At 70.4% G+C, this 24741-nt stretch carries 25 protein-coding genes; 8 read left to right on the top strand and 17 right to left on the bottom strand.

The window, feature by feature from the left end:
- Positions 1 to 46 precede the first annotated feature (46 nt).
- Genes MAA44156_RS09750 through MAA44156_RS09760 form a run of 3 tightly spaced genes read left to right on the top strand, consistent with a single transcriptional unit; the run spans position 47 to position 2069 of the window.
- Positions 47 to 361: a putative quinol monooxygenase gene (locus MAA44156_RS09750; RefSeq protein ID WP_009978001.1), complete on the top strand. Its 315-nt coding sequence runs from the start codon at positions 47 to 49 to the stop codon at positions 359 to 361.
- Positions 361 to 1191, top strand: coding sequence for a mycofactocin-coupled SDR family oxidoreductase (locus MAA44156_RS09755; protein WP_009978002.1), 831 nt, complete (start codon positions 361 to 363; stop codon positions 1189 to 1191). The genes MAA44156_RS09750 and MAA44156_RS09755 overlap by 1 nt, the downstream gene beginning before the upstream one ends.
- 5 nt (positions 1192 to 1196) lie before the next feature.
- A complete protein-coding gene (locus MAA44156_RS09760; RefSeq protein WP_023861132.1) occupies positions 1197 to 2069 on the top strand; it encodes an SAM-dependent methyltransferase in 873 nt (290 codons plus the stop codon).
- 108 nt (positions 2070 to 2177) lie between these two features.
- On the opposite strand, the gene MAA44156_RS09765 is transcribed toward MAA44156_RS09760, so the two are convergent.
- From MAA44156_RS09765 to MAA44156_RS09795, 7 genes are all read right to left on the bottom strand, one after another.
- Positions 2178 to 3854 carry a ribonuclease J gene (locus tag MAA44156_RS09765; RefSeq protein ID WP_009978004.1) on the bottom strand — a complete coding sequence of 559 codons (1677 nt, stop codon included), beginning with the start codon at positions 3852 to 3854 and terminating at the stop codon, positions 2178 to 2180.
- Positions 3855 to 3873: 19 nt separating this feature from the next.
- A complete protein-coding gene (gene dapA, locus MAA44156_RS09770) occupies positions 3874 to 4776 on the bottom strand; it encodes a 4-hydroxy-tetrahydrodipicolinate synthase (protein WP_009978005.1) in 903 nt (300 codons plus the stop codon).
- Positions 4777 to 4819: 43 nt separating this feature from the next.
- Positions 4820 to 5572 carry an FAD-dependent thymidylate synthase gene (gene thyX, locus MAA44156_RS09775; protein WP_003878641.1) on the bottom strand — a complete coding sequence of 251 codons (753 nt, stop codon included), beginning with the start codon at positions 5570 to 5572 and terminating at the stop codon, positions 4820 to 4822.
- 163 nt (positions 5573 to 5735) lie between these two features.
- Entirely contained in the window at positions 5736 to 6974 is a 1239-nt protein-coding gene (locus MAA44156_RS09780) for a winged helix-turn-helix domain-containing protein (RefSeq protein WP_009978006.1), read from the bottom strand.
- Complete coding sequence (locus MAA44156_RS09785; RefSeq protein WP_009978007.1) at positions 6975 to 7709, bottom strand: coiled-coil domain-containing protein; 735 nt, start codon at positions 7707 to 7709, stop codon at positions 6975 to 6977. It abuts the gene before it with no gap.
- 69 nt (positions 7710 to 7778) lie between these two features.
- On the bottom strand, positions 7779 to 8324 hold the full coding sequence (locus tag MAA44156_RS09790) for a dihydrofolate reductase (RefSeq protein ID WP_009978008.1): 546 nt from the start codon (positions 8322 to 8324) through the stop codon (positions 7779 to 7781).
- Complete coding sequence (locus MAA44156_RS09795; protein WP_009978009.1) at positions 8321 to 9121, bottom strand: thymidylate synthase; 801 nt, start codon at positions 9119 to 9121, stop codon at positions 8321 to 8323. The genes MAA44156_RS09790 and MAA44156_RS09795 overlap by 4 nt, the downstream gene beginning before the upstream one ends.
- Positions 9122 to 9163: 42 nt before the next feature.
- On the opposite strand from MAA44156_RS09795, the gene MAA44156_RS09800 reads away from it, so the two are divergent.
- Positions 9164 to 9904: a dienelactone hydrolase family protein gene (locus tag MAA44156_RS09800; RefSeq protein WP_009978011.1), complete on the top strand. Its 741-nt coding sequence runs from the start codon at positions 9164 to 9166 to the stop codon at positions 9902 to 9904.
- Here the strand turns inward: MAA44156_RS09800 and MAA44156_RS09805 are convergent.
- Together MAA44156_RS09805 and MAA44156_RS09810 are read right to left on the bottom strand one after the other, a co-directional pair.
- Positions 9893 to 11095, bottom strand: coding sequence for a glycosyltransferase (locus MAA44156_RS09805; RefSeq protein ID WP_009978015.1), 1203 nt, complete (start codon positions 11093 to 11095; stop codon positions 9893 to 9895). The two genes, MAA44156_RS09800 and MAA44156_RS09805, sit on opposite strands and share 12 nt — an antisense overlap.
- A 60-nt stretch (positions 11096 to 11155) precedes the next feature.
- A complete protein-coding gene (locus tag MAA44156_RS09810) occupies positions 11156 to 11935 on the bottom strand; it encodes an SDR family oxidoreductase (protein WP_009978016.1) in 780 nt (259 codons plus the stop codon).
- A 119-nt stretch (positions 11936 to 12054) separates the two neighbouring features.
- On the opposite strand from MAA44156_RS09810, the gene MAA44156_RS09815 reads away from it, so the two are divergent.
- Positions 12055 to 12381, top strand: coding sequence for a hypothetical protein (locus MAA44156_RS09815; RefSeq protein ID WP_009978017.1), 327 nt, complete (start codon positions 12055 to 12057; stop codon positions 12379 to 12381).
- Positions 12382 to 12393: 12 nt separating this feature from the next.
- Here MAA44156_RS09815 and MAA44156_RS09820 read toward each other — a convergent pair whose 3' ends face one another.
- Positions 12394 to 15621, bottom strand: coding sequence for an acetyl-CoA carboxylase family protein (locus MAA44156_RS09820; protein ID WP_009978018.1), 3228 nt, complete (start codon positions 15619 to 15621; stop codon positions 12394 to 12396).
- On the bottom strand, positions 15618 to 17150 hold the full coding sequence (locus MAA44156_RS09825) for a class I adenylate-forming enzyme family protein (protein ID WP_211207529.1): 1533 nt from the start codon (positions 17148 to 17150) through the stop codon (positions 15618 to 15620). Before MAA44156_RS09825 ends, MAA44156_RS09820 begins: the two co-directional genes overlap by 4 nt.
- A gap of 54 nt (positions 17151 to 17204) precedes the next feature.
- On the opposite strand from MAA44156_RS09825, the gene MAA44156_RS09830 reads away from it, so the two are divergent.
- Complete coding sequence (locus MAA44156_RS09830; RefSeq protein WP_009978020.1) at positions 17205 to 18038, top strand: thioesterase family protein; 834 nt, start codon at positions 17205 to 17207, stop codon at positions 18036 to 18038.
- Between the two features lie 29 nt (positions 18039 to 18067).
- Here the strand turns inward: MAA44156_RS09830 and MAA44156_RS09835 are convergent, their stop codons facing one another.
- The 4 genes from MAA44156_RS09835 to MAA44156_RS09850 form a co-directional block, all read right to left on the bottom strand.
- The gene (locus MAA44156_RS09835; protein WP_042632833.1) at positions 18068 to 18469 is read right to left on the bottom strand and encodes a flavodoxin family protein; all 402 of its coding nucleotides are present in this window, start codon (positions 18467 to 18469) and stop codon (positions 18068 to 18070) included.
- A gap of 62 nt (positions 18470 to 18531) precedes the next feature.
- The gene (locus MAA44156_RS09840) at positions 18532 to 18987 is read right to left on the bottom strand and encodes a membrane protein (RefSeq protein ID WP_009978021.1); all 456 of its coding nucleotides are present in this window, start codon (positions 18985 to 18987) and stop codon (positions 18532 to 18534) included.
- A gap of 25 nt (positions 18988 to 19012) precedes the next feature.
- Entirely contained in the window at positions 19013 to 19750 is a 738-nt protein-coding gene (gene dapB, locus MAA44156_RS09845; protein WP_009978022.1) for a 4-hydroxy-tetrahydrodipicolinate reductase, read from the bottom strand.
- 49 nt (positions 19751 to 19799) lie between these two features.
- Positions 19800 to 20360, bottom strand: a complete 561-nt coding sequence (locus MAA44156_RS09850; RefSeq protein ID WP_009978023.1) for a hypothetical protein — start codon at positions 20358 to 20360, stop codon at positions 19800 to 19802.
- Between the two features lie 165 nt (positions 20361 to 20525).
- On the opposite strand from MAA44156_RS09850, the gene MAA44156_RS09855 reads away from it, so the two are divergent.
- A complete protein-coding gene (locus MAA44156_RS09855) occupies positions 20526 to 21881 on the top strand; it encodes an HNH endonuclease signature motif containing protein (protein ID WP_009978024.1) in 1356 nt (451 codons plus the stop codon).
- A 5-nt stretch (positions 21882 to 21886) separates the two neighbouring features.
- Here the strand turns inward: MAA44156_RS09855 and MAA44156_RS09860 are convergent, their stop codons facing one another.
- Both MAA44156_RS09860 and MAA44156_RS09865 read right to left on the bottom strand, forming a co-directional pair.
- Positions 21887 to 22969 (bottom strand): NAD(P)H-dependent amine dehydrogenase family protein, encoded by a 1083-nt coding sequence (locus MAA44156_RS09860; protein ID WP_003875175.1) that lies wholly within the window; start codon positions 22967 to 22969, stop codon positions 21887 to 21889.
- 4 nt (positions 22970 to 22973) lie between these two features.
- On the bottom strand, positions 22974 to 23969 hold the full coding sequence (locus MAA44156_RS09865; RefSeq protein ID WP_015632594.1) for an aromatic ring-hydroxylating dioxygenase subunit alpha: 996 nt from the start codon (positions 23967 to 23969) through the stop codon (positions 22974 to 22976).
- Positions 23970 to 24090: 121 nt separating this feature from the next.
- Between MAA44156_RS09865 and MAA44156_RS09870 the strand changes: the two genes are divergently transcribed.
- The gene (locus MAA44156_RS09870) at positions 24091 to 24741 is read left to right on the top strand and encodes a TetR/AcrR family transcriptional regulator (RefSeq protein ID WP_003875173.1); all 651 of its coding nucleotides are present in this window, start codon (positions 24091 to 24093) and stop codon (positions 24739 to 24741) included.

Consider the following 24741-nt stretch of genomic DNA (forward strand, 5'->3'; position numbering starts at 1 on the left):
GTCGTGCTCGTCACCCCACACCCGGAGCGCCCAGGAGGCCACAAGCATGCCCGTCGTCGTCGTCGCCACCATGACCGTCAAACCGGAATCGGTCGACACCGTCCGCGACATCTTGACTCGTGCGGTCGAAGAGGTGCACGACGAACCCGGTTGTCAGCTGTATTCGCTGCACCAGTCGGGCGAGACGTTCGTGTTCGTCGAGCAGTGGGCCGACGAGGAGGCGCTCAAGACGCACAGCACCGCGCCCGCGATCGGCAAGATGTTCAGCGCGGCCGGCGAGCACCTCGACGGGGCCCCGGACATCAAGATGTTGCAGCCGGTTCCGGCCGGCGACCCGGGCAAGGGACAGTTGCGTCCCTGATGCCCCGCTCGTCGGAAGGGCCCCTGACGGGAAAGGTCGCCTTCATCACCGGCGCGGCGCGCGGTCAGGGGCGCGCGCACGCGGTGCGGCTGGCCGCCGACGGCGCGGACATCATCGCCGTCGACCTGTGTGACCAGATCGCCAGCGTGCCCTACCCGCTGGCCACCCCCGAGGAGCTGGCGGCCACGGTGAAGCTGGTGGAGGACATCGGCTCGCGCATCGTGGCCAGGCAGGCCGACGTGCGCGACCGGGAATCCCTGTCGGCGGCGCTGCAGGCGGGTCTCGACGAGTTCGGCCGCCTGGACATCGTGGTGGCCAACGCCGGCATCGCGCCCATGTCCGCCGGTGACGACGGCTGGCACGACGTGATCGACGTCAACCTCACCGGCGTCTACCACACCATCAAGGTCGCGATCCCGGCCCTGGTCAAACAGGGCACCGGCGGGTCGATCGTGCTGATCAGTTCGAGCGCCGGGCTGGCCGGCGTCGGCAGCGCGGACCCGGGTTCGGTCGGCTACGTCGCCGCCAAGCACGGGGTGGTGGGTTTGATGCGGGTATACGCGAATCTGCTTGCCGGGCAGATGATCCGGGTGAACTCGATCCATCCCTCCGGGGTGGAGACGCCGATGATCAACAACGAGTTCACCCGGGAGTGGCTGGCCAAGATGGCCGCCGCGACCGACACGCCGGGGGCGATGGGCAATGCCATGCCGGTGGAGGTGCTCGCCCCCGAAGACGTCGCCAACGCGGTGGCGTGGTTGGTGTCCGACCAGGCCCGCTACATCACCGGCGTCACCCTGCCGGTGGACGCGGGCTTTTTGAACAAGTAGCGGCCATGGCACGAAATCCGGTAGCGCAGACGGCATTTGGGCCGATGGTGTTGGCGGCGGTGGAGCAGAACGAGCCGCCCGGCCGCCGTTTGGTAGACGACGACTTCGCCGAGCTGTTCCTGCCCGCCCCGCTGCGCTGGCTGGTCGGCGCCACCCGGTTCGCCCCGGTTCGTCACCTGATGATCCGCGGCTCGGAGTTCACCGGTCCCGGGCTGTGGGCGAATCTGGCCTGCCGCAAGCGTTTCATCGCCGACAAGCTCAAGGAGTCGCTCGACGACATCAACGCCGTCGTCATCCTGGGTGCGGGGCTCGACACCCGGGCCTACCTGCTGACCCGGCGGGTGCGCATCCCGGTGTTCGAGGTCGACCTGCCGGTCAACGTCGCCCGCAAATTCAAGACGGTCCGCCGGGTGCTCGGCGAGCTGCCGCTGTCGGTTCGGTTGGTTGCGTTGGACCTCGAGCACGACGACCTGCTCACCGCGCTGGCCGAGCACGGCTACCGCACCGACTACCGGGTGTTCTTCATCTGCGAAGGCGTCACCCAGTACCTCAGCGAGGCCACCGTGCGCCGGACGCTGGACGGGCTGCGCGCGGCCGCCCCGGGCAGCCGGCTGGTGTTCACTTATGTGCGAAGCGATTTCATCGACGGCACTAACCGGTACGGCACCCGCACGCTGTACCGCAACGTGCGCCAGCGGCGCCAGCTGTGGCATTTCGGCTTGCAGCCCGGCGAGGTCGCCGACTTCCTCGCCGAGTACGGCTGGCGGCTGGTGGAGCAGGCCGGACCCGACGAACTCATGCAGCGGTATGTCGTGCCCACCGGCCGCAAACTCAAAGCCTCCCAGCTGGAATGGTCGGCCTACGCGGAGAAGACCTAGCCACCGCGGGCGTTCGCGACACTTAAACCTTGGCGGCGACACGCCGAAAAGCGCCTGCCTGCTTTAAGTTTCGCGGAGCAAGGGAACCGGGTGCGGAGTGAGCCGGGGCTAGACCTCGATGACGGTGGGGACGATCATCGGCTGTCGGCGGTAGGTTTCGCCCACCCATTTGCCGACGGTGCGCCGCACCCCTTGGGCGATGCGGCTGGGGTCGGTGATGTTCTCGGCCACCAGCGCCTCGAGCTCCTCCTCGACCCGGCGCACCGCGGGCTCGAGCGCCTTGGGGTCCTCGGAAAAGCCGCGCGAATGCAGATGCGGTGGCGCCACGGGACGCCCGGTGCCGCGCTGCACCACCACCGTCACCGCCACGAAACCCGACGACAGAATCAGCCGCTCCCCCAACGTGATGTCGCCGACGTCGCCGTCGACCAGGCCGTCGACGAACATCTTGCCGACCGGCACCGCCCCGGAGATCGAGGCCCTGCCCGCGACCAGGTCGACGCTCACCCCGTTCTCGGCCAGCAGGATCGACTCCTCCGGCACGCCGGTGCGGGCCGCCAGCTTGGAGTTGGCCCGCAGCATCCGCCACGTCCCGTGCACCGGCATCACGTGGCGCGGCCGGACGCCGTTGTACAGGAACAACAGCTCACCGGCGTAGACGTGGCCCGAAACATGAACGCGCGCTTGGGCGTTGGTGACCACCCGGGCGCCGATCTTGGCGAGCTCGTCGATCACGCCGTAGACCGCCTCCTCGTTGCCCGGGATCAGCGACGAGGCCAGCACCACAAGGTCGCCCGCGGTCAGCGTGATGCTGCGGTGCTCGCCGCGCGACATCCGCGACAGCGCCGACATCGGCTCGCCCTGGGTGCCGGTGGTGATCAGCACCACCCGCTCCGGCGGCATCAGCTCGGCGGCGCCGATGTCGATCACGTCGGCGTCGGCCACCCGCAGGAATCCGAGTTCGCGGGCGATGCCCATGTTGCGCACCATCGACCGGCCGACGAACGACACCCGCCGGCCCAATGCCACTGCGGCATCGATGATCTGCTGAACCCGGTCTACGTTGGAGGCGAAGCAGGCCACGATGACGCGGCCCTCGGCGCCGCGGATCAGCCGGTGCAAGGTCGGGCCGACTTCGCTTTCCGAGGGGCCGACGCCGGGCAGCTCGGCGTTGGTCGAATCGCACAGGAACAGGTCGACCCCGGCGTCACCGAGCCGCGACATGCCGGGCAGATCGGTGGGCCGGCCGTCCAGCGGAAGCTGGTCGAGCTTGATGTCGCCGGTGTGCAAAACCGTTCCGGCGCCGGTGTGTACGGCGATCGCCAGCGCGTCGGGGATGGAGTGGTTGACGGCGAAGTATTCGCATTCGAACACGCCGTGGGTGCTCTTGTGCCCCTCGGACACCTCGACGAACACCGGCTTGAGCCGGTGTTCGCGGCACTTGGCGGCGACCAGGGCCAGGGTGAATTTCGAACCGACGACCGGGATGTCGGGCCGCAGCTTGAGCAGGTAGGGAATGCCGCCGATGTGGTCCTCGTGCGCGTGGGTGAGCACCAGCGCCTCGATGTCGTCGAGCCGGTCTTCGATGTGCCGCAGGTCCGGCAGGATCAGATCGACGCCGGGCTCGTCGTGGGTGGGAAACATCACCCCGCAGTCGATGATCAACAGCCGGCCCAGGTGCTCGAAAACCGTCATGTTGCGGCCGATTTCACTGATGCCGCCCAGCGCGGTGACCCGCAACCCCCCGGCGGCCAGCGGGCCAGGCGGGGCGAGGTCTACATCCACTGCTCGGACGCTCCCCGGGTCACCTGAGCACCGAGGCCGCACGCATGTCGGCGCTCAACGCCTCGATCTGCTCGGGCGTCGCCGGCACCTGCGGCAGTCGCGGATCGCCGACGTCGATGCCCTGCAGCCGCAACCCCGCCTTCGACATCGTCACCCCGCCCAGGCGGGCCATCGCGTCGCACAGCGGCGCGACGGTCGCGTTGATCTTGCGGGCGGTGGCGATGTCCCCGGAAGTGAAGGCGGACAACAACTCCCGTAGCTGATTGGCGGCGACGTGCGAGATCACGCTGATGAAGCCGGTGGCGCCCATGGCCAGCCACGGCAGGTTCAGCGCGTCGTCTCCGGAGTAGTAGGCCAGTCCGGTCTCGGCGATGATCTGGCCGCCGGCGTGCAGGTCGGCCTTGGCGTCCTTGACGCCGACGATGTTGGGGTGCGACGCCAGCGCGCGGATGGTGCTCGACTCGATGGGCACCACCGAGCGTCCGGGAATGTCGTAGAGCAGCACCGGCAGTTCGGTCGCGTTGGCGACGGCGGTGAAATGCGCGATCAGCCCGCGCTGCGGGGGCTTCGAGTAGTAGGGCGTGACCACCAGCAGACCGTGCGCGCCCTCGGCCGCGCAGGCCTTGGCCAGCCGGACGCTGTGCGCGGTGTCGTAGGTGCCGGCGCCGGCGATGACGCGGGCCCGGTCGCCGACCGCCTCGAGCACCACCCGCAGCAGCTCGCGCTTCTCGTCGTCGGTGGTGGTCGGGGATTCGCCGGTGGTTCCGGACACCACCAGCCCGTCACAGCCGGAGTCGACGAGATGATTGGCCAGCCGCGCGGCGGCGGCGGTGTCCAGCGAGCCGTCGGACGCGAACGGCGTGACCATCGCGGTCAGCACGGTTCCCAACCGCGCTGGGGCGTCGAATCCGACCGTGCTCACGCTGTTCAGGTTACCTGGCGGGGGCAAGGGGTTTCGTGACCGCTCAGGCCTCGGTGGCCAGCGGGCTGGTGGCGACCTCGGTGCCGTCGGCCAGCGTGGCGATCTCGAAGTCGGCGAACACCGCGGGCGCGACGTCCGCCAGCCGGCGCAGGCACTCGATGGCCAGCCGCCGGATCTCCACGTCGGCGTGCTCGCTGGCCCGCATGGCGATGAAGTGGCGCCAGGCGCGGTAGTTGCCGGTGACGACGATGCGGGTTTCGGTCGCGTTGGGCAGCACCGCGCGGGCGGCCTGGCGCGCCTGTTTGCGCCGCAGTACGGCGCTGGGTTGGTCGGCGAACTTGGCCTCCAGCCTGGCCAGCAGCTCGGTGTAGGTGGCCCGGCTGGCGTCGGCGGCCGCGGCCAGGATCTGCTGCAGCTCGGGATCGTCGTCCAGGCCCGGCGGCACGACGACGCGGGAGTCGTTTTCGGGGACGTAGCGCTGGGAGAGCTGGGAATAGGAGAAGTGCCGGTGCCGGATCAGCTCGTGGGTGCAGGACCGGGAGATGCCGGTGATGTAGAACGACACGCTCGCGTGTTCGAGCACCGAGAAGTGGCCGACGTCGATGATGTGCTTGATGTAGCCGGCGTTGGTCGCGGTTTTGGGGTTGGGTTTCGACCAGCTCTGGTAGCAGGCCCGCCCGGCGAACTCGACCAGCGCGGGGCCGCCGTCGGCGTCGGTGCTCCACGGCACGTCCGGGGGCGCCAGGAAGTCGGTCTTGGCGATCAGTTGCACGCGCAGCGGCGCGATCTCGGCCACGGGCAATCACCTTAGCCCGGCGACGATGCGCGCCGCCGCGCGGCGCGAGGAGGAGCCGGGCAATCTGACCCCGCCCGGCGACGATGCGCGCCGCCGCGCGGCGCGAGGAGGAGCCGGGCAATCTGACCCCGCCCGGCGACGATGCGCGCCGCCGCGCGGCGCGTCAGGCGACCGCACGCAGCGCCGGGGCCAGATCCCCGCGGTCGGCGACGCTGAGCCCGCCCAGCCCCAGCCAGGACGCCATGGACCACAACTCACCGGCCAGCGCCGCGGCGACCCGGGGCCGCGGCGCCTGCGGCTCGGCGAAGGCGCCGAGGACGCGCAGCGTGCCCTCGGCCCGGTCGGCCTTCAGGTCGACGCGGGCCGCCAGCCGCCCGTCCATCAGCAGCGGCCACACATAGTAGCCGTACCGGCGCTTGGCGGCCGGCGTGTAAATCTCGATGCGGTAATGGAATTCGAAGAGCCGCTCGACGCGGGGCCGGAAGAAGATCAGCGGGTCGAATGGGCACAGCAGCGCGGTGCCGCGGTCCGTGCGCGGCACCGCGCGGCCGGCCCGCAGGTAGGCCGGCGCCGGCCAGCCGGCCACCTCGACCCGTTCCAGGTCGCCGGCGGCCACCAGCTCGGCGATCGCCGGCTTGACCTGCGCGGCGGACAGCCGGAAATAGTCGCGAATGTCGGCCTCGGTGCCCACCCCCAGCGCACCGGCGGCCCGCAGCGTCAGCTCCCGGATCGCCTCGTCGTCGTCGACCCGGCGGGCCAGGACGTCGGCCGGCAGCACCCGTTCCACCAGGTCGTAGTGGCGGGCGAAGCCGACCCGGGTAGCGGTGGTGAGCACTCCGGCGGCGAACAGCGCCTCGGCGACCCACTTGGTGTCGCTGCGGTTCCACCAGGCGCCCTTCCTGCGGCGCGGCTCGGCCGCCAGATGCGCCTCGATCTGCCCGGCCGTGCTGGGCCCGAGCTCGGCGACGGCGGCCACGACCGCGTCGGCGAGCCGCGGATTGGCCTGCACGATGTGGGTTCCCCACCGGCCGTGCCGGTACTGACGCATCCGCCAGCGCAGCAACGGCCAATCCTCGACGGCCATCAGCGCGGCCTCATGCGCCCAGTACTCGACCAGCAGCCGCGACGAGCGCGGGCCCCACGCGGCGCGGTCGAGCACCTCGCGGTCATACGGGCCGAGCCGGCTGAACACCGGAGCGTAGTGGGCACGCACCGTCACCGACACCGAATCCAATTGCAGCACTTGGATTTTGGATATCAGCCGGTTCAGGTGCGCGCGGGTGACGGCACCCGCGGGCCGGGGCTCGGTAAAGCCTTGCGCCGCAACGGCAATCCGGCGGGCCTGGGCGACGGACAGCCTGCGGGTCGACACGGCGCCGACGATACCGCCGCCCGGCGACACTCAGCCCGCGCGTACCTTGCCGTCCACCGCCGCCAGCACGCCGTCGTCGGCCGAGCCCTGCTGCTCGTCGTAGGCGGCCTGCAGCGCGGCCGGGACGTCCTCGAGCTCGCGGTACACGCTCATCAGCTGCTCGAGGATCTTGATCCGCTGCGCGCTGGCCTCCTCCACCGCACGCCGGGCCGTGTCGCGGTAGTGGTCAGCGCCCTGCTTGGCGTCGCCGAGCAGCTGCTCGCACTCCCGTTCGGCGGCGCGGCGCGCCTCGTCGATGGCCGCCTGCGCCTCGGCGCGCATGTCGGCCAGCTCGGCGTCCAGCTTCTCCTTGGTCTCCCGGTATTCGGCCTCCAGCGCCTCCTGCTGCGCGGCCATGTCGGCGAGCACCTCGTCGCGCTTGCGCTCGGCGGCCTGCGCCTCGGCTTCCGCCGCGGCGATCAGCGCGTCGGCCTCGGCCCGCGCCTCGGCCTGCATCTCGGCCACCTCGTCGACCGCGCGGGCCAGCATCTTGGCCATCCGCTGCTGCACCGCGTGCGGCGCCGGCGAGGTGTCGGTGAGCGCGGCGACCTCCTTGCGCAGCGCGGCCGTTTGCTCGTTGGACTCCTGCAGCCTTGCCCGCAGGCTCTCCACGTCGTCGATCAGCAGCTGCTGCTTGGCGGTCAGCATCTCGATGTGCGCGTCGACCGCGGTGGTGTCGTAGCCCATGAACTTGCGCGAAAACGTCTTGACGGGTTCGGTGATCACTGCCAATTCCCCCTTTTCCCGAACAGCGGCTGGTAGACGGTGTGTGACCGACCCCCGCGTCCGAGTATGTCAGCTCGGGCGTGAGGGCGAACAGCCGCGAACGGAAGAGCGCGGGTCCCGACGGTAGCTGTGGAACCGGTACCGCAGCCCGGAGCGGCTGGCCAGCCACTCGCCCGTCTCGCCTACCCAGCTGTCGTCCAGCGCGGGCGCCAGCGCGTCGTCGTCGTCGCGGCGCAGGTCGATCTCGATCTCGGTGACCTCGCAGCGGGTGGCATGGGGCAGCGCCAGCAGATAGATCTGCGCGCCGCCGATCACCCACGGCGCGGGGTCGCTCCCGGCGTACGCGAGGGCCGCCTCCAGCGACCCGGCCACCCGCGCCCCCTCGGCGACGAAGTCGGGCCGGCGCGACACCACCACGTTGCGCCGGCCGGGCAGCGGCCGCACCTTGGCCGGCAACGACTCCCAGGTCCGCCGGCCCATGATCACCGTGTGCCCCATGGTCACCTCTTTGAACCGGGTCAGGTCTTCGGGCACGTTCCACGGGATGTCACCGCCGCGGCCGATGACGCCAGACGTCGACTGGGCCCACACCAGGCCCACCTCGGCACGGGTCATACCGCGACGGGGGCCTTGATGGCCGGGTGCGGATCGTAGTTGTGCACCACGACGTCGTCGTAGGTGTAGTCGAAGATCGAATCCCTATGCGCCAGAACGAGTTCCGGGTAGGGCCTGGGCTCACGGCTCAGTTGCAGCCGGACCTGCTCGACGTGGTTGTCGTAGATGTGGCAGTCGCCGCCGGTCCACACGAATTCGCCGACCGACAGTCCGGCCTGGGCGGCCATCATGTGGGTGAGCAGCGCGTAGCTGGCGATGTTGAACGGCACGCCCAGAAACAGGTCGGCGCTGCGCTGGTAGAGCTGGCAGCTCAGCCGCCCGTCGGCCACGTAGAACTGGAAGAACGCGTGACACGGCGGCAGCGCCATCCGCGGGATCTCGCCGACGTTCCACGCCGAGACGATGATGCGCCGCGAGTCGGGGTCGGTGCGCAACAGATCCAGCGCGGCGCTGATCTGGTCGATGTGCTCACCCGACGGCGTCGGCCAGGACCGCCACTGCACGCCGTAGATCGGTCCGAGATCGCCTGTGTCGCTTGCCCATTCGTCCCAAATGGTGACGCCGTGCCGGTGCAGCCAGTCGACGTTGGAGTCGCCGCGCAAGAACCACAGCAACTCATAGACCACCGATTTCAGATGCACCTTCTTGGTGGTGATCAGCGGGAAGCCGGCCGACAGGTCATAGCGCAGCTGCTGGCCGAACAGGCTGCGCGTCCCGGTGCCGGTGCGGTCGGATTTGGCCGTTCCCCGATCGAGCACCAGACGCAGAAGGTCCTCGTAGGGCGTCGGGATGGGCACGCGGCGATCTTACGTCGGACGGCCAGGAGTAGAACGGGTGCCATGCCGAAGATCACCGACAGCATCAGCACCGCCGACGGCACCTGCCCGGTGCGCCTCTTTCTTCCCGACGGGTCCGGGCCGTGGCCCGGCGTGGTCATGTATCCCGACGCCGGCGGGGTGCGCGACACATTCGACCAGATGGCCGCCGAGCTGGCCGGATTCGGCTACGCGGTGCTGCTGCCCGACGTCTACTACCGCAGCGGCGAATGGGCCCCGTTCGACATGGCGACCGTCTTCGCCGACCAGCAGGAGCGCAACCGCCTGTTCGCCATGATCGGCAGCGTCACCCCGGACCGGATGGCCACCGACGCCGCGGCGTTCTTCGACTACCTGGCCGCCCGCCCGGAGGTGTCCGGCGACCGGTTCGGGGTGTGCGGCTACTGCATGGGCGGGCGGACATCGCTCATCGTGGCAGGCCGGCTGCCCGACCGGGTGGCCGCGGCGGCGTCGTTCCACGGCGGCGGCCTGGTGACCGACAGTGACGACAGCCCGCACCTGCTGGCCGACCGGATGAGCGCCACGGTGTATGTCGGCGGCGCCCAGGACGACGCGTCGTTCACCACCGATCACGCCGAGCAGCTGGACAAGGCGCTGACCGCGGCCGGTGTCCGGCACACCATCGAATGGTATTCGGCCGCACACGGTTTCGCGGTCCCCGACAATGCGCCCTATGACCCGGCCGCGGCCGAACGGCACTGGGACGCGATGCGCGACGTGTTCGCCGCGGCGTTACCCCGCTAGCCGCGCCACCAGCAGCCGCGCGGCCCGCGCCGCGCCGTCGGTGCGGATCGTCGCGGCCACCGCCCCGGCGCGGGCACGGGTCCGCTCGGTCAGGGCGGTCCCGAGCACGGCGGACAGCGATTCGACGGTGGGGGCCGGACCGTCGTGGGCGGCGCCGATGCCCAGCTCGGCCACCCGGGCCGCCCAGTACGGCTGGTCGGCGCCCTGAGGCACCACCACCTGGGGCGCGCCGGCCAGCGCGGCCGCCGTCAGGGTGCCCACCCCGCCGTGGTGCACGACGGCCGCGACCCGCCCGAACAGCGCCTGGTGGTTGACCTCACCCACGACCAGACAGTCCTCGCCGTCGTCGATCGGCCCCAGCCCGGCCCAGCCGCGGGAGACGACGACGCGGCGCCGCTGCGCGCGCACCGCCTCGATGGCCACCCGGGCGACGTCCCGACAGGCCCGCATCGGCATGCTGCCGAAGCCCACGTACACCGGCGGGGCGCCGGCATCCAGGAAGGCGTCCAGCTCCGCGGGCAACCGGCGATCGTCGGCCAGCAGCCAGGCGCCGGTCTGCACCACGTCGAGGTCGCCGGGCGGCCGCCACGGATCCAGGGTCGGGTCGGTGGCCAGCCACGGGCGCTCGGTGAGCGCGTAGCCGCGGAGGTCGTCCAGCGGCGGCAGGCCGATCGCCGCCCGGCGCGCGTTGAGCGTCTCGCCGAACAGCGCCTGCATGTACCGGCCGTCGAGCTGCCACAGCAGCCGGTTGTCGATCGCCGCGTCGGCGTACCCGGGCGGCGGGTAGTGCGGCGACGGCAGGATGGTGGGCTGATAGCTGACGTAAACGTAGTGGGCGCCCTGCTTTTCGGCGGCCGAGCGGGCGGCGGCCGCGGCCGGCGGGAAGCCGGCCACCACCAGGGCGTCGCATTCCCGGGCGGCGGCCGCCGCGTCGAACTGGGCGGCGATGAGCCCGTCCAGCTGGCGGCGCAGCTGCTCCTCCGACGGCGTCGTCGCCGCGGTTTTCATCGCCCGCAGCGAGTCGCCGAACGCCACCAGCGGCACCCCGGCGCGGGCCAGCAGCTCGGCGAATTCCGCGTCCGGCGGGGCGCTCACCCGCGCGTCGACGCCGAGCGCCCGCAGCTGCACCGCGAGCGCGGCCAGCGGCTGCACCCCGCCGCGCGAGTCGTACGCCGACAGCAGCACACGCATCCGCTGGTTCCCGCCTTCAAGGTGTGGTCGGGAAACTCTAGCGTCGCCGCGGCGGTGAGGTCAGGACGGCGTCGGCGCCGGCCGGAATCCCTGCGCGGCGCCGAGCACGGTGCCGCCGTCGATGACCAGTGTCTCGCCGGTGATCCAGCTGGCGGCTTCGGACACCAGGAAGGCGACGGCGGCGGCCACGTCGATCGGCTCGCCGATGCGGCCCAGCGCGATCGAGGACGACAGCGGGTCCTCGTGGTCCTTCCACAGCGCCTCGGCGAGCCGGGTGCGCACCACCCCGGGGGCGATCGCGTTGACCCGGACGCGCGGCGAAAGTTCCAGCGCCAGTTGCTTGGTGACGTGGATCAGCGCCGCCTTGGTGGCGTTGTACATGCCCATTGCCGGCGACTGGTGCAGGCCGCCGATGGAGGCCGTGTTGACGATCGATCCGCCGTGTTCGCCCATCCACGACTTGACCGCCAGCGAGGTCCACAGCAGCGGCGCCCACAGGTTGACGTCGAAGATCTTGGCAAACCGGGCGTGGTCCTGCTCGATCAGCGGCCCGTACGCCGGATTCGTCCCGGCGTTGTTGACCAGGATGTCGACGCTGCCGAAGCGCTCCAGCGTGAGCTGCACGCACTGGCGGGCCGCGTCCTCGTCGACCGCGTGGGCACCGACCCCGAGGGCCTGCGGCCCCACCTGGGCGGCGGCCTCGTCGGCGGCCTCCTGCTTGCGGGCGGTGAGCACCACGTTGGCGCCCGCCGCGGCCAGCTGCTGGGCGATGGCCAGCCCGATACCGCGCGACGCGCCGGTGATGATGGCGGTGCGTCCGGTCAGATCCTGTGAGGTCATGGTGTGCCTTCTGTCGCGGTGGTGGGCCGGTCGTTCGTTTGCTGCCGAAATTTTATTCGCGATGTTTTGGACAGGTGTTGAGGTGGTATGCCAGCCGCATGCGATCGAAATTGACACTCATGAAACCGCTGGTCGTTGCCGCAGCGGCTGCCGCGGCCATCGCCGCCGCGCCCGCGGCCGCCGCTGACGTCATCGTCGCAGGGCCAGCCGGGCCGGCCGCGCCCACGCACATCACCTTCAAGGACGACCCGGGTGGTGGCGGCTGCGACGCCAACGGCAACTGCGGCTCCGGTGGGCAGGACCAGGGTCCGGGCGGCGGCCCGGGCGGACAGGGCTGCGTGCCCAGCGTGGGCTGCGGCTCCGGTGGCCAGTTCGCCGGCCCCGGCGGCGTGCCCGGCGGCCAGGGCTGCCTGCCCGGCGTCGGTTGTGGCTCCGGCCACGCGTAACCGCTCAACCCGTCAGCCTCCCGAGAGCCTGGTGATCCAGGCCCGGGAGGCTGCTGGGTCTATGACGTCGTCCAGCTCGAAGGTGGTCGCCGCCCGCAGCGCCTTGCCGTGCTGGTAGGCGGCCGCCACCAGGCGGTCGAAGAGGTTTTGCCGTTCGGCCGGATCGGTGACGGCGGCCAGCTCCTTGCGGTAGCCGAGCCGCACCGCGCCCTCCAGGCCCATGCCGTCGATCTCGCCGGTCGGCCAGGCGACGGTGAATTGCGGTGCGCGGAACGACCCGCCGGCCATGGCCATCGCGCCGAGCCCGTATCCCTTGCGCAGGATGATCATTCCGAGCGGCACCGTCAGCCGCGCGCCCAGCACGAACATCCGGCCGAACCGGCGCACCGCGGCCTGGGTCTCGGCATCGGGCCCCACCATGAAGCCGGGGGTGTCGCACAGCGAGATCACCGGCAGCCCAAAGGATTCGCACAACGCCAGGAAGTCGCCGGCCTTGTCGGCGGCTTCGGCGTCGATGGCGCCGCCGAGGTGATGGGTGCTGTTGGCGATCAGCCCGTAGGGCACGCCCTCGACGCGCACCAGCGCGGTGACGATGCCCACCCCGTAGTCGGGGCGCAGCTCCAGCACCGACCCGACATCGACGATCGCCTCGATGGCGCGGTGCACATCGTAGGCGCGTAATCGGTTCTGCGGCACCACATGTCGGGCCACCCGCGGGTCGGGCGCCTGCCACCGGTCCAGGCGGCCCTGAAAGTAGGAGAGGTATTGCTTGGCCAGCGACACCGCGTGCGCTTCGTCGCGGGCGACCAGGCCGACCACCCCGTTGCGGCGCTGCACGGCGATCGGCCCGATCGCCTCGGGCGGGTAGACGCCCAGCCCGCCACCTTCGATCATCGCCGGCCCGCCCATCCCGATGTTGGCGTCCGGGGTCGCGATGATGACGTCGCACACCCCGGCCAGCGCGGCGTTGCCGGCGAAGCACCGGCCCGAGACGACCGACACCAGCGGCACCCGCCCGCGCAGCCCGGCCAGCATCCGGAAGGTCGGCACGTCCAGCCCCGCGGCGCCGCCGACGTCGGTGTCGCCGGGCCGTCCGCCGCCGCCCTCGGCGAAAAGCACCACCGGCAGCCGTTTCCGGGCGGCCAGGTCGAAGACGCGGTCGGTCTTGGCGTGGTTGCGCATGCCCTGGGTGCCCGCCAGCACGGTGTAGTCGTAGGAGGCCACGACGGCCTGCGCCGCGGCCCGCCCGAACCGGTCGGCGCCGATGGTGGCCAGGCCGGCGACCAGACCGTCGGCCGGGGTGTTGGCGATCAGGTCCTCCTCGGAGCGCCGGCTGCGCTGCGCGGCGATGGCCAGGGCGCCGTATTCGACGAAGCTGCCGGGGTCGACGAGGTCGTCGATGTTCTCCCGGGCGGTGCGCCGGCCCTGCCGGTGCCGTTTGGCGACGGCGTCCGGGCGCCCCTCGTCCAGGGTCCGGGCGTGGCGCTCGATCACCTCGTCCAGGTCGGCGCGGGTTAGGTCGAGATCGGTTGCCGCCGTGACGGATTCACCGTCGTCACCGCCCGTGGTGCGGGTGAAAACCAGCAGCGGATCGCCGGTCCCGACGACCTGGCCGGGGGTCACCAGCACCCGGACGGTGCGCAGCGCGTCCGGCGCGGCGAGGACGTGCTGCATCTTCATCGCTTCCAGGACGACCAGCTGGGCGCCCGCGGGGTAATCCGCGCCCTCGGGCGCCACCTCGACCACGGTGCCGGCCAGCTGCGCCCGCAGCGCGTCCTCGCCGGGATACAGCTCGACGGCGCCCGGCTGCGGGCCGGGCTGATGGGTCAGCGCGGCGGCGGCCAACTCGGGAAGCTTATCGTCCACGAAATCGGTGTTCACCCAGCCGGTTTCGAGTCGCTGTTCGGCCAGCAGCCGGCGCAGGAACCCGATGTTGGTGGCCACGCCCTCGACGCCGAATTCGGACAGGGCGGTGTCGGCCTTGCGCATCGCCGCCCGCCACGAGGATCCGTGCACCGCGACGATCACCTTGGCCAGCAGCGAGTCGTACTGCGGGCTCACCACCAGTCCGGGCCGGCCGTAGGTGTCGACCCGCACTCCCCGTCCGCTGGGCGGGCAGAACGCGGTGAGCGTGCCGGCGGACGGCAGCACGGAGAAGTCGGCGCCGAACGTCTCCGCGTTGACCCGCAGCTGGATCGCGATGCCCCGCTGGGCGGCCGGCTCGCCGATGACTTCGGTGCCGTCGGAGGCGATTCCGGCCGGCAGGCCCAGCCGGTAGTAGGACTCGCCGCCGGCGATCGCAAGCTGCACGGCGACCAGGTCGAGCCCGGTGGTCTGTTCGGTGACGGTGTGCTCCACCTGGATTCGCGGGTTGACCTCCAGGAAGACAAAACGCTCGCCGCTGACCAGGAACTCCACGGTGGCCAGCCCGCGCAGCCCGACGCGGGCACACAACCGCACGGCCGCCTGGTGCAGCGCGCGGCGCAGCTCCTCCGAAAGCCCTTGGGCGGGCGCGATTTCGATCAGCTTCTGGTAGCGCCGCTGCATGCTGCAGTCGCGGTCGCCCACCGCCAGGGCGTGCGTTTGGTGCCCGGCCGGCGCGGCGACCACCTGCACCTCGATGTGGCGGGCGTCGCCGAGCAGCGCCTCGGCGAACAGCGCCGGGTCGCCGAACCCCAGCCGCGCCTCCGCGGCGCAGCGTTGGTAGGCGCCGGCGATTTGAGCGGCGTTGTGCACCTTGCGCATTCCCCGCCCGCCGCCGCCGGCCAGCGCCTTGATCATGATGCCGCCGGGGTGCGCGGCGAAGAACGCCTCGATGTCCTCGACGCCGCTCGGGCCGTCGGTGGCGGCCAGCGTCGGCACCTCGGCGGCGATCGCGGCGCGGCGGGCCGCCGTCTTGTTGCCCAGCAGCTCGAGCACGCGCGCGTCGGGGCCCACGAAGGTGCGGCGGGCGGCGGCGCAGGCCTCGGCGAATTCGGCGTTCTCGGACAGGAATCCGTAGCCCGGATGAATCAGCGTTGCGCCGGTGTTCTCGGCCACGGCCAGCAGGGCAGCCTGGTTCAGGTAGGCGGGCGGGCCGCTGCCGGGCAGCGGCATCGCCTCGTCGGCGGCGTGCACATGCGGGCTGTGCGCGTCGTCCGCGGCGTACACGGCGACGGTTCGCATGCCCAGTTCGGTTGCGGTGCGGATGATTCGAAGTGCGATCTCGCCGCGGTTGGCGACCAGCAGGCTCGCGGTCATCGCAGCGGGTCACCCCAGCGCACCTGGTCGCGCAGTCTGGCCTTGAGCAGTTTGCCGCCGGCATTGCGCGGCAGTGGGCCGTCGGCGATCGTAACGTATTGCGGCACCTTGAAGTCGGCCAGCCGGCCGCGGCAGTGCTCGAGCACCGCCGGCACGTCGATGTCGTCGTCGCCGAACAGCACCGCCCCCACTTTCTCGCCCATCACGTCGTCGGGCACCCCCAGCACGCACGCATCCGCGACGCCGGGCGCACCCAGCAGCACCGCCTCGACCTCGACGCTGGAGACGTTCTCGCCGCCGCGGTTGATGATGTCCTTGAGCCGGTCGATGATGTGCACCCGGCCGGCGTCGTCGACGCGCACCACGTCGCCGGTGTGCAGCCAGCCCCCGGCGAAGGTGCTCGCGGTGGCCTGCGGCCGGTTCCAGTAGCCGGCGGTCACGTTGCCGCCGCGGGTGACCAACTCCCCGACGCCGGGTTCGTTGTCGCCGAACGGGATCAGCCCCAGGTCCACCGACGGGACCGCATACCCGACCGAATCGGCATGCTCGACCGCTTCGCGGTCGGGCAGCACCGTCATCAGCGACGCCGTCTCGGTCATGCCATAGCCGTTGAACACCGTGGCGTGCGGGAAGGCGTCTTTCACCGTGCGCACCAGCGACGGCGCGATGGGCGCCCCGCCGTAACCGACCCAGCGCACGCGGGATACATCGTTTCCGGCAAAATCCTTGTGGCGCAATAACAATGCATAGATCGCCGGGACGGTGACCATCACCGAGACACGTTCGGCGACCACCGCGTTGAGCAGCGTGTCCAGGTCGAGCGCGGGCAGGATCACCGACGCTCCCCCGAGCCGGGCCGCGGCCAAAAGCTGTGAGTTGCAACCGGTCACATGGAACAGCGGCACCGAGATCAGCGTGCGCATGTCCTCGCCCAGGTCCCGCGGCTGCTGCAGGCAGCGGATCGCGTTCTCGGTGTTGGTCAGGAATGCCTCGTGTGTGGTCGGCACGCCCTTGGGGTGGCCGGTGGTGCCCGACGTGTAGAACAGGGCGGCGGTGTCGGCCGCGCCGAGTTGCTTGGTGACGTAGGGTTTTCCGTCCGGCAGCGGGTCACCCGGCGCCAGCTGTAGCCGTGCACCGGAGTCGGACAGCACGAAATCGACCTCCGGTTGCGCGGAGCGCGTATTGACCGCCACCGCAACGCCGCCGGCCAGCACCGTGCCCCAGAAGGCCAGCACCCAGTCGATCCCGGCGGGATAGCGCACCGCGACGCGGTCCCCCCGCCGCAGCCCGTCGGCGCGCAGCCCGCCGGCCACCCGCACCGCCCGGTCCCACAGCTGCCGGTACGTCAGCCGGCCACCGCCGAGCTCGACCACGGCCTCGCCGTCCGGGCGGGCGTCGACCTGGTCGACGAGCATGTCCACCAGCGTGGCGGGCAGCTCGTCGTAGCGCGGAATGCCGTCGCGGCCGCGGGACACGCCGGTGGTCGGGAACGGGTTGTGCTCCCGCGCGATTTCGATCACTGGCGGCATGCCGGTCCTACCTATCCTGCTGCCTATCCTGCCTGCTGCCCTATCGTGATAGCGGTGACGATCGAGGATCCCGCCATCATGCCCGAGGCGTTTTTCACTGTAGACGGCGACTCCTATATTCCGGGCACGATGACCCGGGGCCCGTGGGGCGCGGCCATGGGCGGGCAGATCGTCGGCGGCCTATTGGGTTGGGGCATAGAGCAATCCGGCATCGACCCCGACCTGCAGCCCGCCCGATTCACCGTCGACCTGTTGCGCCCCGCCTTGCTGGCGCCGGTGCAGATCCGCACCTCGGTGCAGCGGGAGGGCCGGCGGATCAAACTGGTCGACGCCGACCTGGTGCAGAACGGCGTCGTCGTCGCGCGGGCCAGCGCGCTGTTCCTGCGTCGCGGCGATCATCCCGACGGTCAGGTGTGGTCGCCTCCGGTGCAGATGCCGCCGTTGCCGACGTCGTCCGAGGGCTTCCCGGCGGACATGCCCTTTCTCATCTGGGGGTACGGGGCCACCCGGGCAGGCAGCCCCGGTATCGCCGCCGGCGAGTGGGAGCAGGCGCATTCGCAGAAGTTCGCCTGGGCCCGGCTGTTTCGCCCGATGGTGCACGGCCATCCGCTCACACCGTTCACCCGGCTGGCGTTCGTCGGCGACATCACCAGTTCGCTGACCCATTGGGGCACCGGCGGATTGCGTTACATCAACGCCGACTACACCGTCACCGCGAGCCGGTTGCCCGACGGCGAGTTCCTCGGGCTGGCGGCCCAAAGCCATTACGGCACGGCCGGGGTCGCCACCGGCACCGCGACGCTGTTCGACCGGCACGGCCCGCTCGGCACCAGCTCGGCGCTGGCATTGGCGCAGCCAGCGGATGCCTTCCAGCCGGCGTACACCTAGTCCATCAACTGGGCTAGTCCATCAACTGGCTAGTCCATCAATTGGGCGGCGACCGTCGCACCCAGCTCCCAGCACGCCTGCAGGTCGTCCTTGCTGGGCTTGCCCGAAACCACCACCGTCTCAGCGGCTTTCGTCCAGCCCAGGCCGGTCGTGATGGTGTCGACGGCGCGCTGGGCGCCCTCGGTGCCCTCGTTGCCGTGCAGGTACAGGCCGAAGGGCCGCCCGCGGGTGGAGTCGAGCAGCTGGTAATAGCTGCAGTCGAAGGCATGCTTGAGCGCACCCGAGATGTAACCCAGGTTGGCCGGGGTGCCCAGCAGATATCCGTCGGCCGCCAGCATCTCGGCCGGCGAGACCGTCAGCGCCGCCCGGCGGACGACCTCGACGCCTTCGATCTCGGGGTCGGTGGCGCCGGAGACCACCGCCTCGAACATCTCGTGCGTGTGCGGCGACGGCGTGTGGTGCACGATCAGCAGCGTCTTGCTCGGTGTGTCGGTCACTGGTGGCCCTGCAGGTCGACGGCGGTCTTCATGGCTTCCCGGGCGCGGCGGCGGTCCCCGGCGTAATCGTAGGCGCGGGCCAGCCGATACCAGCGCCGCCAGTCGTCGGGGTGGTTTTCCACCTCGGTGCGCACGGTGGCGAACAGCGCGTCGGCCGCGTCGCGCCGGATGCGGCCCGACCGCCGGCGCGGCAGCGCGCTGGTGTCCAGCTCCATGCCGTCGGCGGCGATCAGCCGGGCCAGCCTCTGGTGGGCGAATCCGGCGCGCAGGGTGGCGATCATGGCCCACAGCCCGAGGGCGGGCATGATCAGCACCGCCACGCCCAGGCCGACGGCGGCGGCCCGGCCCGAGGCGATCATCGCGATGGCCACCCGCCCGAGCAAGGCGAAGTACACCAACAGCGCCACACACAGGAAGGCGACGAGCAGTTGGATGCGCAGCGCTTTGTTCATAGCCGTTTGCTCATAGCCGGTTTGCTCAGCCCAGGTCGAGCAGCGGTTCGAGGCCCACGGTCAGGCCCGGGTGTTCCCTGATGCGCCGCACCGCCAGCAGCACACCGGGCACGAATGAGGTCCGATCCAGGCTGTCGTGGCGGATGCTCAGCGTCTCGCCCTCGGTGCCGAACAGGATCTCCTGATGGGCGACCAGCCCGGCCAGCCGCACCGCGTGCACGGGGATGCCGTCCACGTCGGCGCCGCGCGCTCCCGGCAGGCTGGTGCTGGTGGCATCGGGGTTGGGGGGCAAGCCTTTTCGCGCTTCGGCGATCAGTCTGGCGGTGCGGGTCGCGGTGCCCGACGGAGCGTCGGCCTTGTGCGGATGATGCAGTTCGATCACCTCCGCCGAGTCGAAGAAGCGCGCCGCCTGCTTGGCGAAGTGCATCGACAACACGGCCCCGATGGCGAAGTTCGGCGCGATGAGCACCGACGTGCCGGGGCTGTCGGCCAGCCACTCCCGAACCTGCGCCAGCCGTTCGGCGGTGAAGCCGGTGGTGCCGACGACAGCGTGAATTCCGTTGCGCACCAAGAACTCCAGGTTGCCCATAACGACGTCGGGATGGGTGAAGTCGATCACCGCCTCGGTGCCGCCGTCGGTCAGCAGACTCAGCGGATCGCCGGCGTCCACCTCGGCGGACAGCGTCAGGCCCTCGGCGGCCTGCACCGCCGCCACCATCGTCGACCCGACTTTTCCCTTGGCTCCCAGCACTCCTACCCGCATGGCTGAAGCCTAGACCGGGTCACATTCCGCGCCGCGCGGTGCCGCGGGTTCAGGTGTGCACGATCCAGCCCGCTTCGGTGTACGGAGCGGGTTGCTCGGGATCGTTGATCGTGAGGTACAGGTCACCGCCCGCCGGCATCGCGAAGCCGACGAATCCATGTGCGGTCTGCCCGTCGTGAAGGCCGCCCGTCTGCAGCGGGGGCATCTTGCCGAGCCTCTGGTAGTCGACGGCCATCGTGGCCGGCTGGGGCGCATCGTCGGGATGGGTCCACGGCTGATTGCCGCCGCCGTATCCCGCGAACATATAGCGCTGATTCACTTGGAAGAACCGGTGCGACGTCGCGGTGATCGTCAGTTCCACCACGTTGCACGCGGAGCCAGCCGTCGGAGTCGCGAAATGCGAGGTGCAGCCCGGCGGCAGCCACGTCGCGCTGTTGACGGTGATGTCGGCGGTCGCCCCGCTGGCGGCTCGTGCATGCACGGGCACGCCCAGCTGGCCGATCGGGAACGGTGGACTGTCCGGCGTCGAGTCGGCCGAACCGGTGGGACACGGGCATGCGGCGATGACCACGGTGATCGCGGCTGCCGCATTCACCCATCCGGCGCGCACGACGCGTGGTTACCCTCCGCGCCACCACGACAAACGCGAGCGCATCCCGCCCTCACAGCTGGACCGCCGCGCGCGGGCTTCGAGCCGGGGTTGTCCACAGTTCGCGGTTCATCCACAGCTGCGGCATTGTCCATTTCCCCGCGCCCCGCGCCCTAGGATTCGAACATGCATTCGATCGAAGTTCCGGCCGAGGTGCGCGCGGCCCTGGACGCGCTGGACACCGCCGACGCGGCGATCCGCGCGCTGGACTTCGACGCCCTGCATCCCGTCGTCCGGCTTCGCGCGCTCGAACGGATGGAGGCCTCGCGGCGGCGGCAGATCGCGGTCAGTCACGGTGTGATCGCCGGCTTGGCCGGCGAGGGCCCGGGCGACGTGGGCGGCCCGGTGCATAAGGTCATCGCCGACCGGCTGCGGATCAGTTGCGCCGAGGCGTGCCGGCGGCTTCGGGAAGCCAAGCAGCTGTCGCCGCGCCTGACGCTGACCGGCCAGGAATTGCCACCCGAATTGCCGGCCACCGCCGGGGTGTGGCGCGAGGGCATGCTCGACGGGCAGCACCTGCGGGTGATCGAGAAGTTCGTTCGCGACCTTCCCGAGACGACGCCGGTCCGCGCGGTGGAAGAAGCGGAGCGGTTTCTTGCCCACCAGGCCACACTGTTGCGGCCCGACCAGCTCGAAAAGGTCGCGCACCAGTGCGCGTTGCGCATCAACCCCGACGGGAAGTTCTCCGACGCCGACCGTGCCCGCCAGCGCGGCTTCACCTGGTGCGGCCAGCGGGCAGACGGGATGAGCCTCGGAAAGCTTTGGGCCTCACCGGAATTGCGCGCCAATCTGGACGCGTGGCTGGCCCGGTTCGCGGCCCCCGGCATGTGCAACCCGGACGACGAGGCCCCCTGCGTCGCCGGCGAACCCGACGAGGAGTCCGCCACCAAGGACTCGCGCACTCCCGCCCAGCGACAGCACGACGCACTCAACGCCCTGGTGCGCGGCCGGTTGGGTGATCCGAAGCTCGGTCTGCACAACGGCTTACCGGTCACGGTCATCGTGTCGACCACGCTGCGAGAGCTGACGACGGGCGCCGGCCGGGCGGTGACGGGCGGCGGGACGCTGCTGCCGATGCGCGACGTGATCCGCATGGCGCGTCACGCGTATCACTACCTGGCGGTGTTCGACGAGCACTCGAGTCGGCCGCTGTATCTCGGCCGGAGCCGCCGCGTCGCGTCGCCGGACCAGCGCGTGGTGCTCTACGCGAAAGACCGCGGCTGCACCCACCCCGGCTGCGACGCACCCGGCTATTGGTGCGAGGTGCATCATCTCAACGAGTGGGCCACGGGCGGCTTGACCGATGTCGACAACCTCACCTTCGCCTGCGGGCCGCATCACAAACTGATCGAAAATGGTTGGCGGACAAAGAAACTCGCAGATGGACGCACGGCGTGGATCCCGCCACCGCAGTGGGACCGCGGCGCGCGCATCAACGACTTTCACCATCCGGAGCGCTATTTCGATGGCGAGGACCCGTGAGGTCCCTACTTCTTGAACCGCCCGGCAAAACCGCGCAGCGGCAGATCGGCGCTGGTGAGCAGCCCGGGTGGCGCGGCCACCACCGACCTGATCGCGGCGAGCGCGGGCATGCCGGTCACGGTCATGCCGATGGACGCGAAGTTGTCCGGGTTGGACAGGTCCACGCCGGGCTTGGGGAAGATCATGTGCTTGTTGTAGATGCACGGGTCACCCTTGATCTGGGTGATGTAGCAGCCCTTGACATTCCAGCTCGGGTCGGTGTGCGGGGTCATCTGCCATTCCAGGTGCGTCTCCACCCGCGGCACGCCGTCGACCATGCCCTGGTACTTGATGTAGTTGCCGCCCAGCGACCCCTTGGGCAGCGTGTACCAGCCCAGGTCGACGTCCTTGGTGCACGCACCCAACTCATAGCTGAACGTGACCTCGTCGAGGGTCAGGTCGAAGCAGTCGGCCATCATGTACACGCTGTCGGCGAAGACGCGGGTGTACTTCTCCAGCTTGGCCGGGATCTCCGGATCGTCCACCGGTTGGCCGTATCCCACCTCGATCCAGGTGTCCTTGGAGTGGTGGCAGGACACGTCGACCGATTCGATGGTGGTGACGTTCTCGATCTCGGCGACGTCGGCCGAGCACACCACGCCCAGGATCTGGTTCAGCCCCGGGTTCATGCCGGTGCCGTAGAACGTCGCGCCGCCCTTCGCGGCGGCCTCGGCCAGCAGCTGGGTCACCGGCTTGCCCGACGGGTGCGGGTGGTTTTTGTCGCGGTGCCAGCCGGTGATCCAGTCCGCGGTGGTGACGATGTCGATGCCCGCCTCGAGGACCTTGACATAGAGGTCCTCGTCGGGAAACACGCCGTGGAAGGTCAGCACGTCCGGCTTGGCGGCGATGATCTCCTCGACGGTCCCGGTGAACTTCACCCCGTTGGGCGCCAGGCCGGCGAACTGTCCGGTGTCCTTGCCGATCTTCTCGGGCGAATAACAGTGCACGCCAATCAGTTCCAGATCCGGCTGGGTCGCGATCCGCCTGATCATCTCGGAGCCGACGTTGCCGCTTCCGACCTGGAAGACGCGAATCGGTGCTGTGCCCATTTGCCTAAGCCTCCTGCGCTGCGAACTCGGGATAGAACTGCTTGGCCCACTGGCGAATTGCCATGAAGCCCTGATACTCGTCGGCGGCTAGCGCCGGCGGATCCGAATACCGCTGGTGCTGCCAGATTTCGATGTCCTGGGTGAACTGCCGGATCACCTCGTCCCCGAATTCGGCCGCCTTGCGCTGTGCGCGGGCCGCATCCTTGGCCGGCGTCCGCCCGATGTAGACCATGAACCGGACGTCGGAGGTGCGCTCGTCGACCGGGGTGATCGCCGAGATGGTGCGGTTGTCGATCATGCCCCAGCTCTTGGTCACCGCGATCCCGAGCCCGCCGTTGATGGCCTGCACACCGCTGTTGACGTCCTCGATCTTTTGGCCGTCGTCGCCCTCGAACGTGATGGTGAAGTCGACGTAGGACACCGGCTCGGCGAAGTCGTGCCGGGTGAACACCGGCACGATCGGGGTGTTGTGCACGAATTTGAAGTGCGCGAAGTCCACCCCGTTCTCCAGTACGTACTGCGGATGCATCTCCAGCGCCTGCCGGTACAGCCGCTGCTGCGGGTAGTAGTCGTCGGCGCTGCTGCCGTCGCCGAAGGCGGCGAACACGTCGGGCGGGTCGAAGTAGGGCTCGCGACGCTGTAGGTCATGCCAGATGTACACGGAGGCGTTGCGTTCCACCACCGGATAGGTGCGCATCCGGCGGCCGCGATTGGGCCGATCCTGGTACGGGATGCACACGTTGCGGCCCTCGGCGCTCCACTGCCACCCGTGGAACGGGCACTGCAGCACCTCGCCGACGACCTTGCCGCCGTAGCCCAGGTGCGCGCCCAGGTGTTCGCAGTAGGCGTTCATCACCGTGAGCTGACCGGATTCGGCGCGCCAGGCGACCATCTCCTGGTCGAAGTACTTCATCTTGTGCACGTCGCCGACGCCGATCTCGTCGGACCAGGCGACCTGGAACCAGCCGGTCGGCTTCATCGACAACGGCGGCTTAGCCATCGTGCCCTCCCATCTGAGCTGCCCTCCCTCGGGTACGAATATTAGGCCGCCCCGCCGCCAAATCAAAGTACCCTCTATGAAACTCTGCGGACGGATAAGTGCCGGCGGATAAGATCGACGAATGACCCGGCAGACCAGCGGGGCCGGGGTCGCCGGCCGGCGCCCCAACCGGCGGGGCCACGCGACTCGCGAAAGCATGCTGGAGGCCGCGCTGCGCTCGCTGGCCTCCGGCGAACCGGGTTCGGTGTCGGCCAATCGCATCGCCAAGGACATCGGCGCCACCTGGGGCGCGGTGCAGTACCAGTTCGGCGACACCGACGGCTTCTGGGCGGCCGTGCTGCACCGCACCGCCGAGCGGCGCGCCGCGACGTTCTCGTCGCTGTCCTCGCCGGTCTCGCCGGAGGCGCCGCTGCGCGAACGGGTCGGCGCCATCATCGAGACGCTCTACCGCGGCCTGGCGGCACCGGATTCCCGCGCGATCGAAAACCTGCGGGCGGCGCTGCCGCGCGACCCCGACGAGCTGGAGCGGCTGTACCCGCGCACCGCCGCCGAGCTGTTCTCCTGGGGCAAGAGCTGGCTCGAGACCTGCCAGCAGGCCTTCGCCGGGCTGGCCGTCGACCCCGACCGCGTCCGTGAGGTGGCCGCCCTGATCCCCGGCGCGATGCGCGGCCTGGTGTCGGAACGCCAGCTGGGCTCCTACGCCGACCTCGACATGGCGCGCCGGGGCCTGACCAACGCCCTGGCCGCCTACCTGGAGCAGTCCCGACCGTGA

Origin of the sequence: Mycobacterium avium subsp. avium (genome assembly GCF_009741445.1) — a bacterium.
GTDB lineage: Bacteria > Actinomycetota > Actinomycetes > Mycobacteriales > Mycobacteriaceae > Mycobacterium > Mycobacterium avium.

What these genes read in the sequence shown, in the direction of transcription:
- MAA44156_RS09750 (WP_009978001.1), top strand. Translation starts at nt 47, where the DNA reads ATGCCCGTCGTCGTCGTCGCCACCATGACCGTCAAACCGGAATCGGTC.
- MAA44156_RS09755 (WP_009978002.1), top strand. Translation starts at nt 361, where the DNA reads ATGCCCCGCTCGTCGGAAGGGCCCCTGACGGGAAAGGTCGCCTTCATC.
- MAA44156_RS09760 (WP_023861132.1), top strand. Translation starts at nt 1,197, where the DNA reads ATGGCACGAAATCCGGTAGCGCAGACGGCATTTGGGCCGATGGTGTTG.
- MAA44156_RS09790 (WP_009978008.1), bottom strand. Translation starts at nt 8,324, where the DNA reads ATGACCCGTGCCGAGGTGGGCCTGGTGTGGGCCCAGTCGACGTCTGGC.
- MAA44156_RS09800 (WP_009978011.1), top strand. Translation starts at nt 9,164, where the DNA reads ATGCCGAAGATCACCGACAGCATCAGCACCGCCGACGGCACCTGCCCG.
- MAA44156_RS09805 (WP_009978015.1), bottom strand. Translation starts at nt 11,095, where the DNA reads ATGCGTGTGCTGCTGTCGGCGTACGACTCGCGCGGCGGGGTGCAGCCG.
- MAA44156_RS09810 (WP_009978016.1), bottom strand. Translation starts at nt 11,935, where the DNA reads ATGACCTCACAGGATCTGACCGGACGCACCGCCATCATCACCGGCGCG.
- MAA44156_RS09815 (WP_009978017.1), top strand. Translation starts at nt 12,055, where the DNA reads ATGAAACCGCTGGTCGTTGCCGCAGCGGCTGCCGCGGCCATCGCCGCC.
- MAA44156_RS09820 (WP_009978018.1), bottom strand. Translation starts at nt 15,621, where the DNA reads ATGACCGCGAGCCTGCTGGTCGCCAACCGCGGCGAGATCGCACTTCGA.
- MAA44156_RS09825 (WP_211207529.1), bottom strand. Translation starts at nt 17,150, where the DNA reads ATGCCGCCAGTGATCGAAATCGCGCGGGAGCACAACCCGTTCCCGACC.
- MAA44156_RS09835 (WP_042632833.1), bottom strand. Translation starts at nt 18,469, where the DNA reads ATGTTCGAGGCGGTGGTCTCCGGCGCCACCGACCCCGAGATCGAAGGC.
- MAA44156_RS09840 (WP_009978021.1), bottom strand. Translation starts at nt 18,987, where the DNA reads ATGAACAAAGCGCTGCGCATCCAACTGCTCGTCGCCTTCCTGTGTGTG.
- dapB (WP_009978022.1), bottom strand. Translation starts at nt 19,750, where the DNA reads ATGCGGGTAGGAGTGCTGGGAGCCAAGGGAAAAGTCGGGTCGACGATG.
- MAA44156_RS09855 (WP_009978024.1), top strand. Translation starts at nt 20,526, where the DNA reads ATGCATTCGATCGAAGTTCCGGCCGAGGTGCGCGCGGCCCTGGACGCG.
- MAA44156_RS09860 (WP_003875175.1), bottom strand. Translation starts at nt 22,969, where the DNA reads ATGGGCACAGCACCGATTCGCGTCTTCCAGGTCGGAAGCGGCAACGTC.
- MAA44156_RS09865 (WP_015632594.1), bottom strand. Translation starts at nt 23,969, where the DNA reads ATGGCTAAGCCGCCGTTGTCGATGAAGCCGACCGGCTGGTTCCAGGTC.
- MAA44156_RS09870 (WP_003875173.1), top strand. Translation starts at nt 24,091, where the DNA reads ATGACCCGGCAGACCAGCGGGGCCGGGGTCGCCGGCCGGCGCCCCAAC.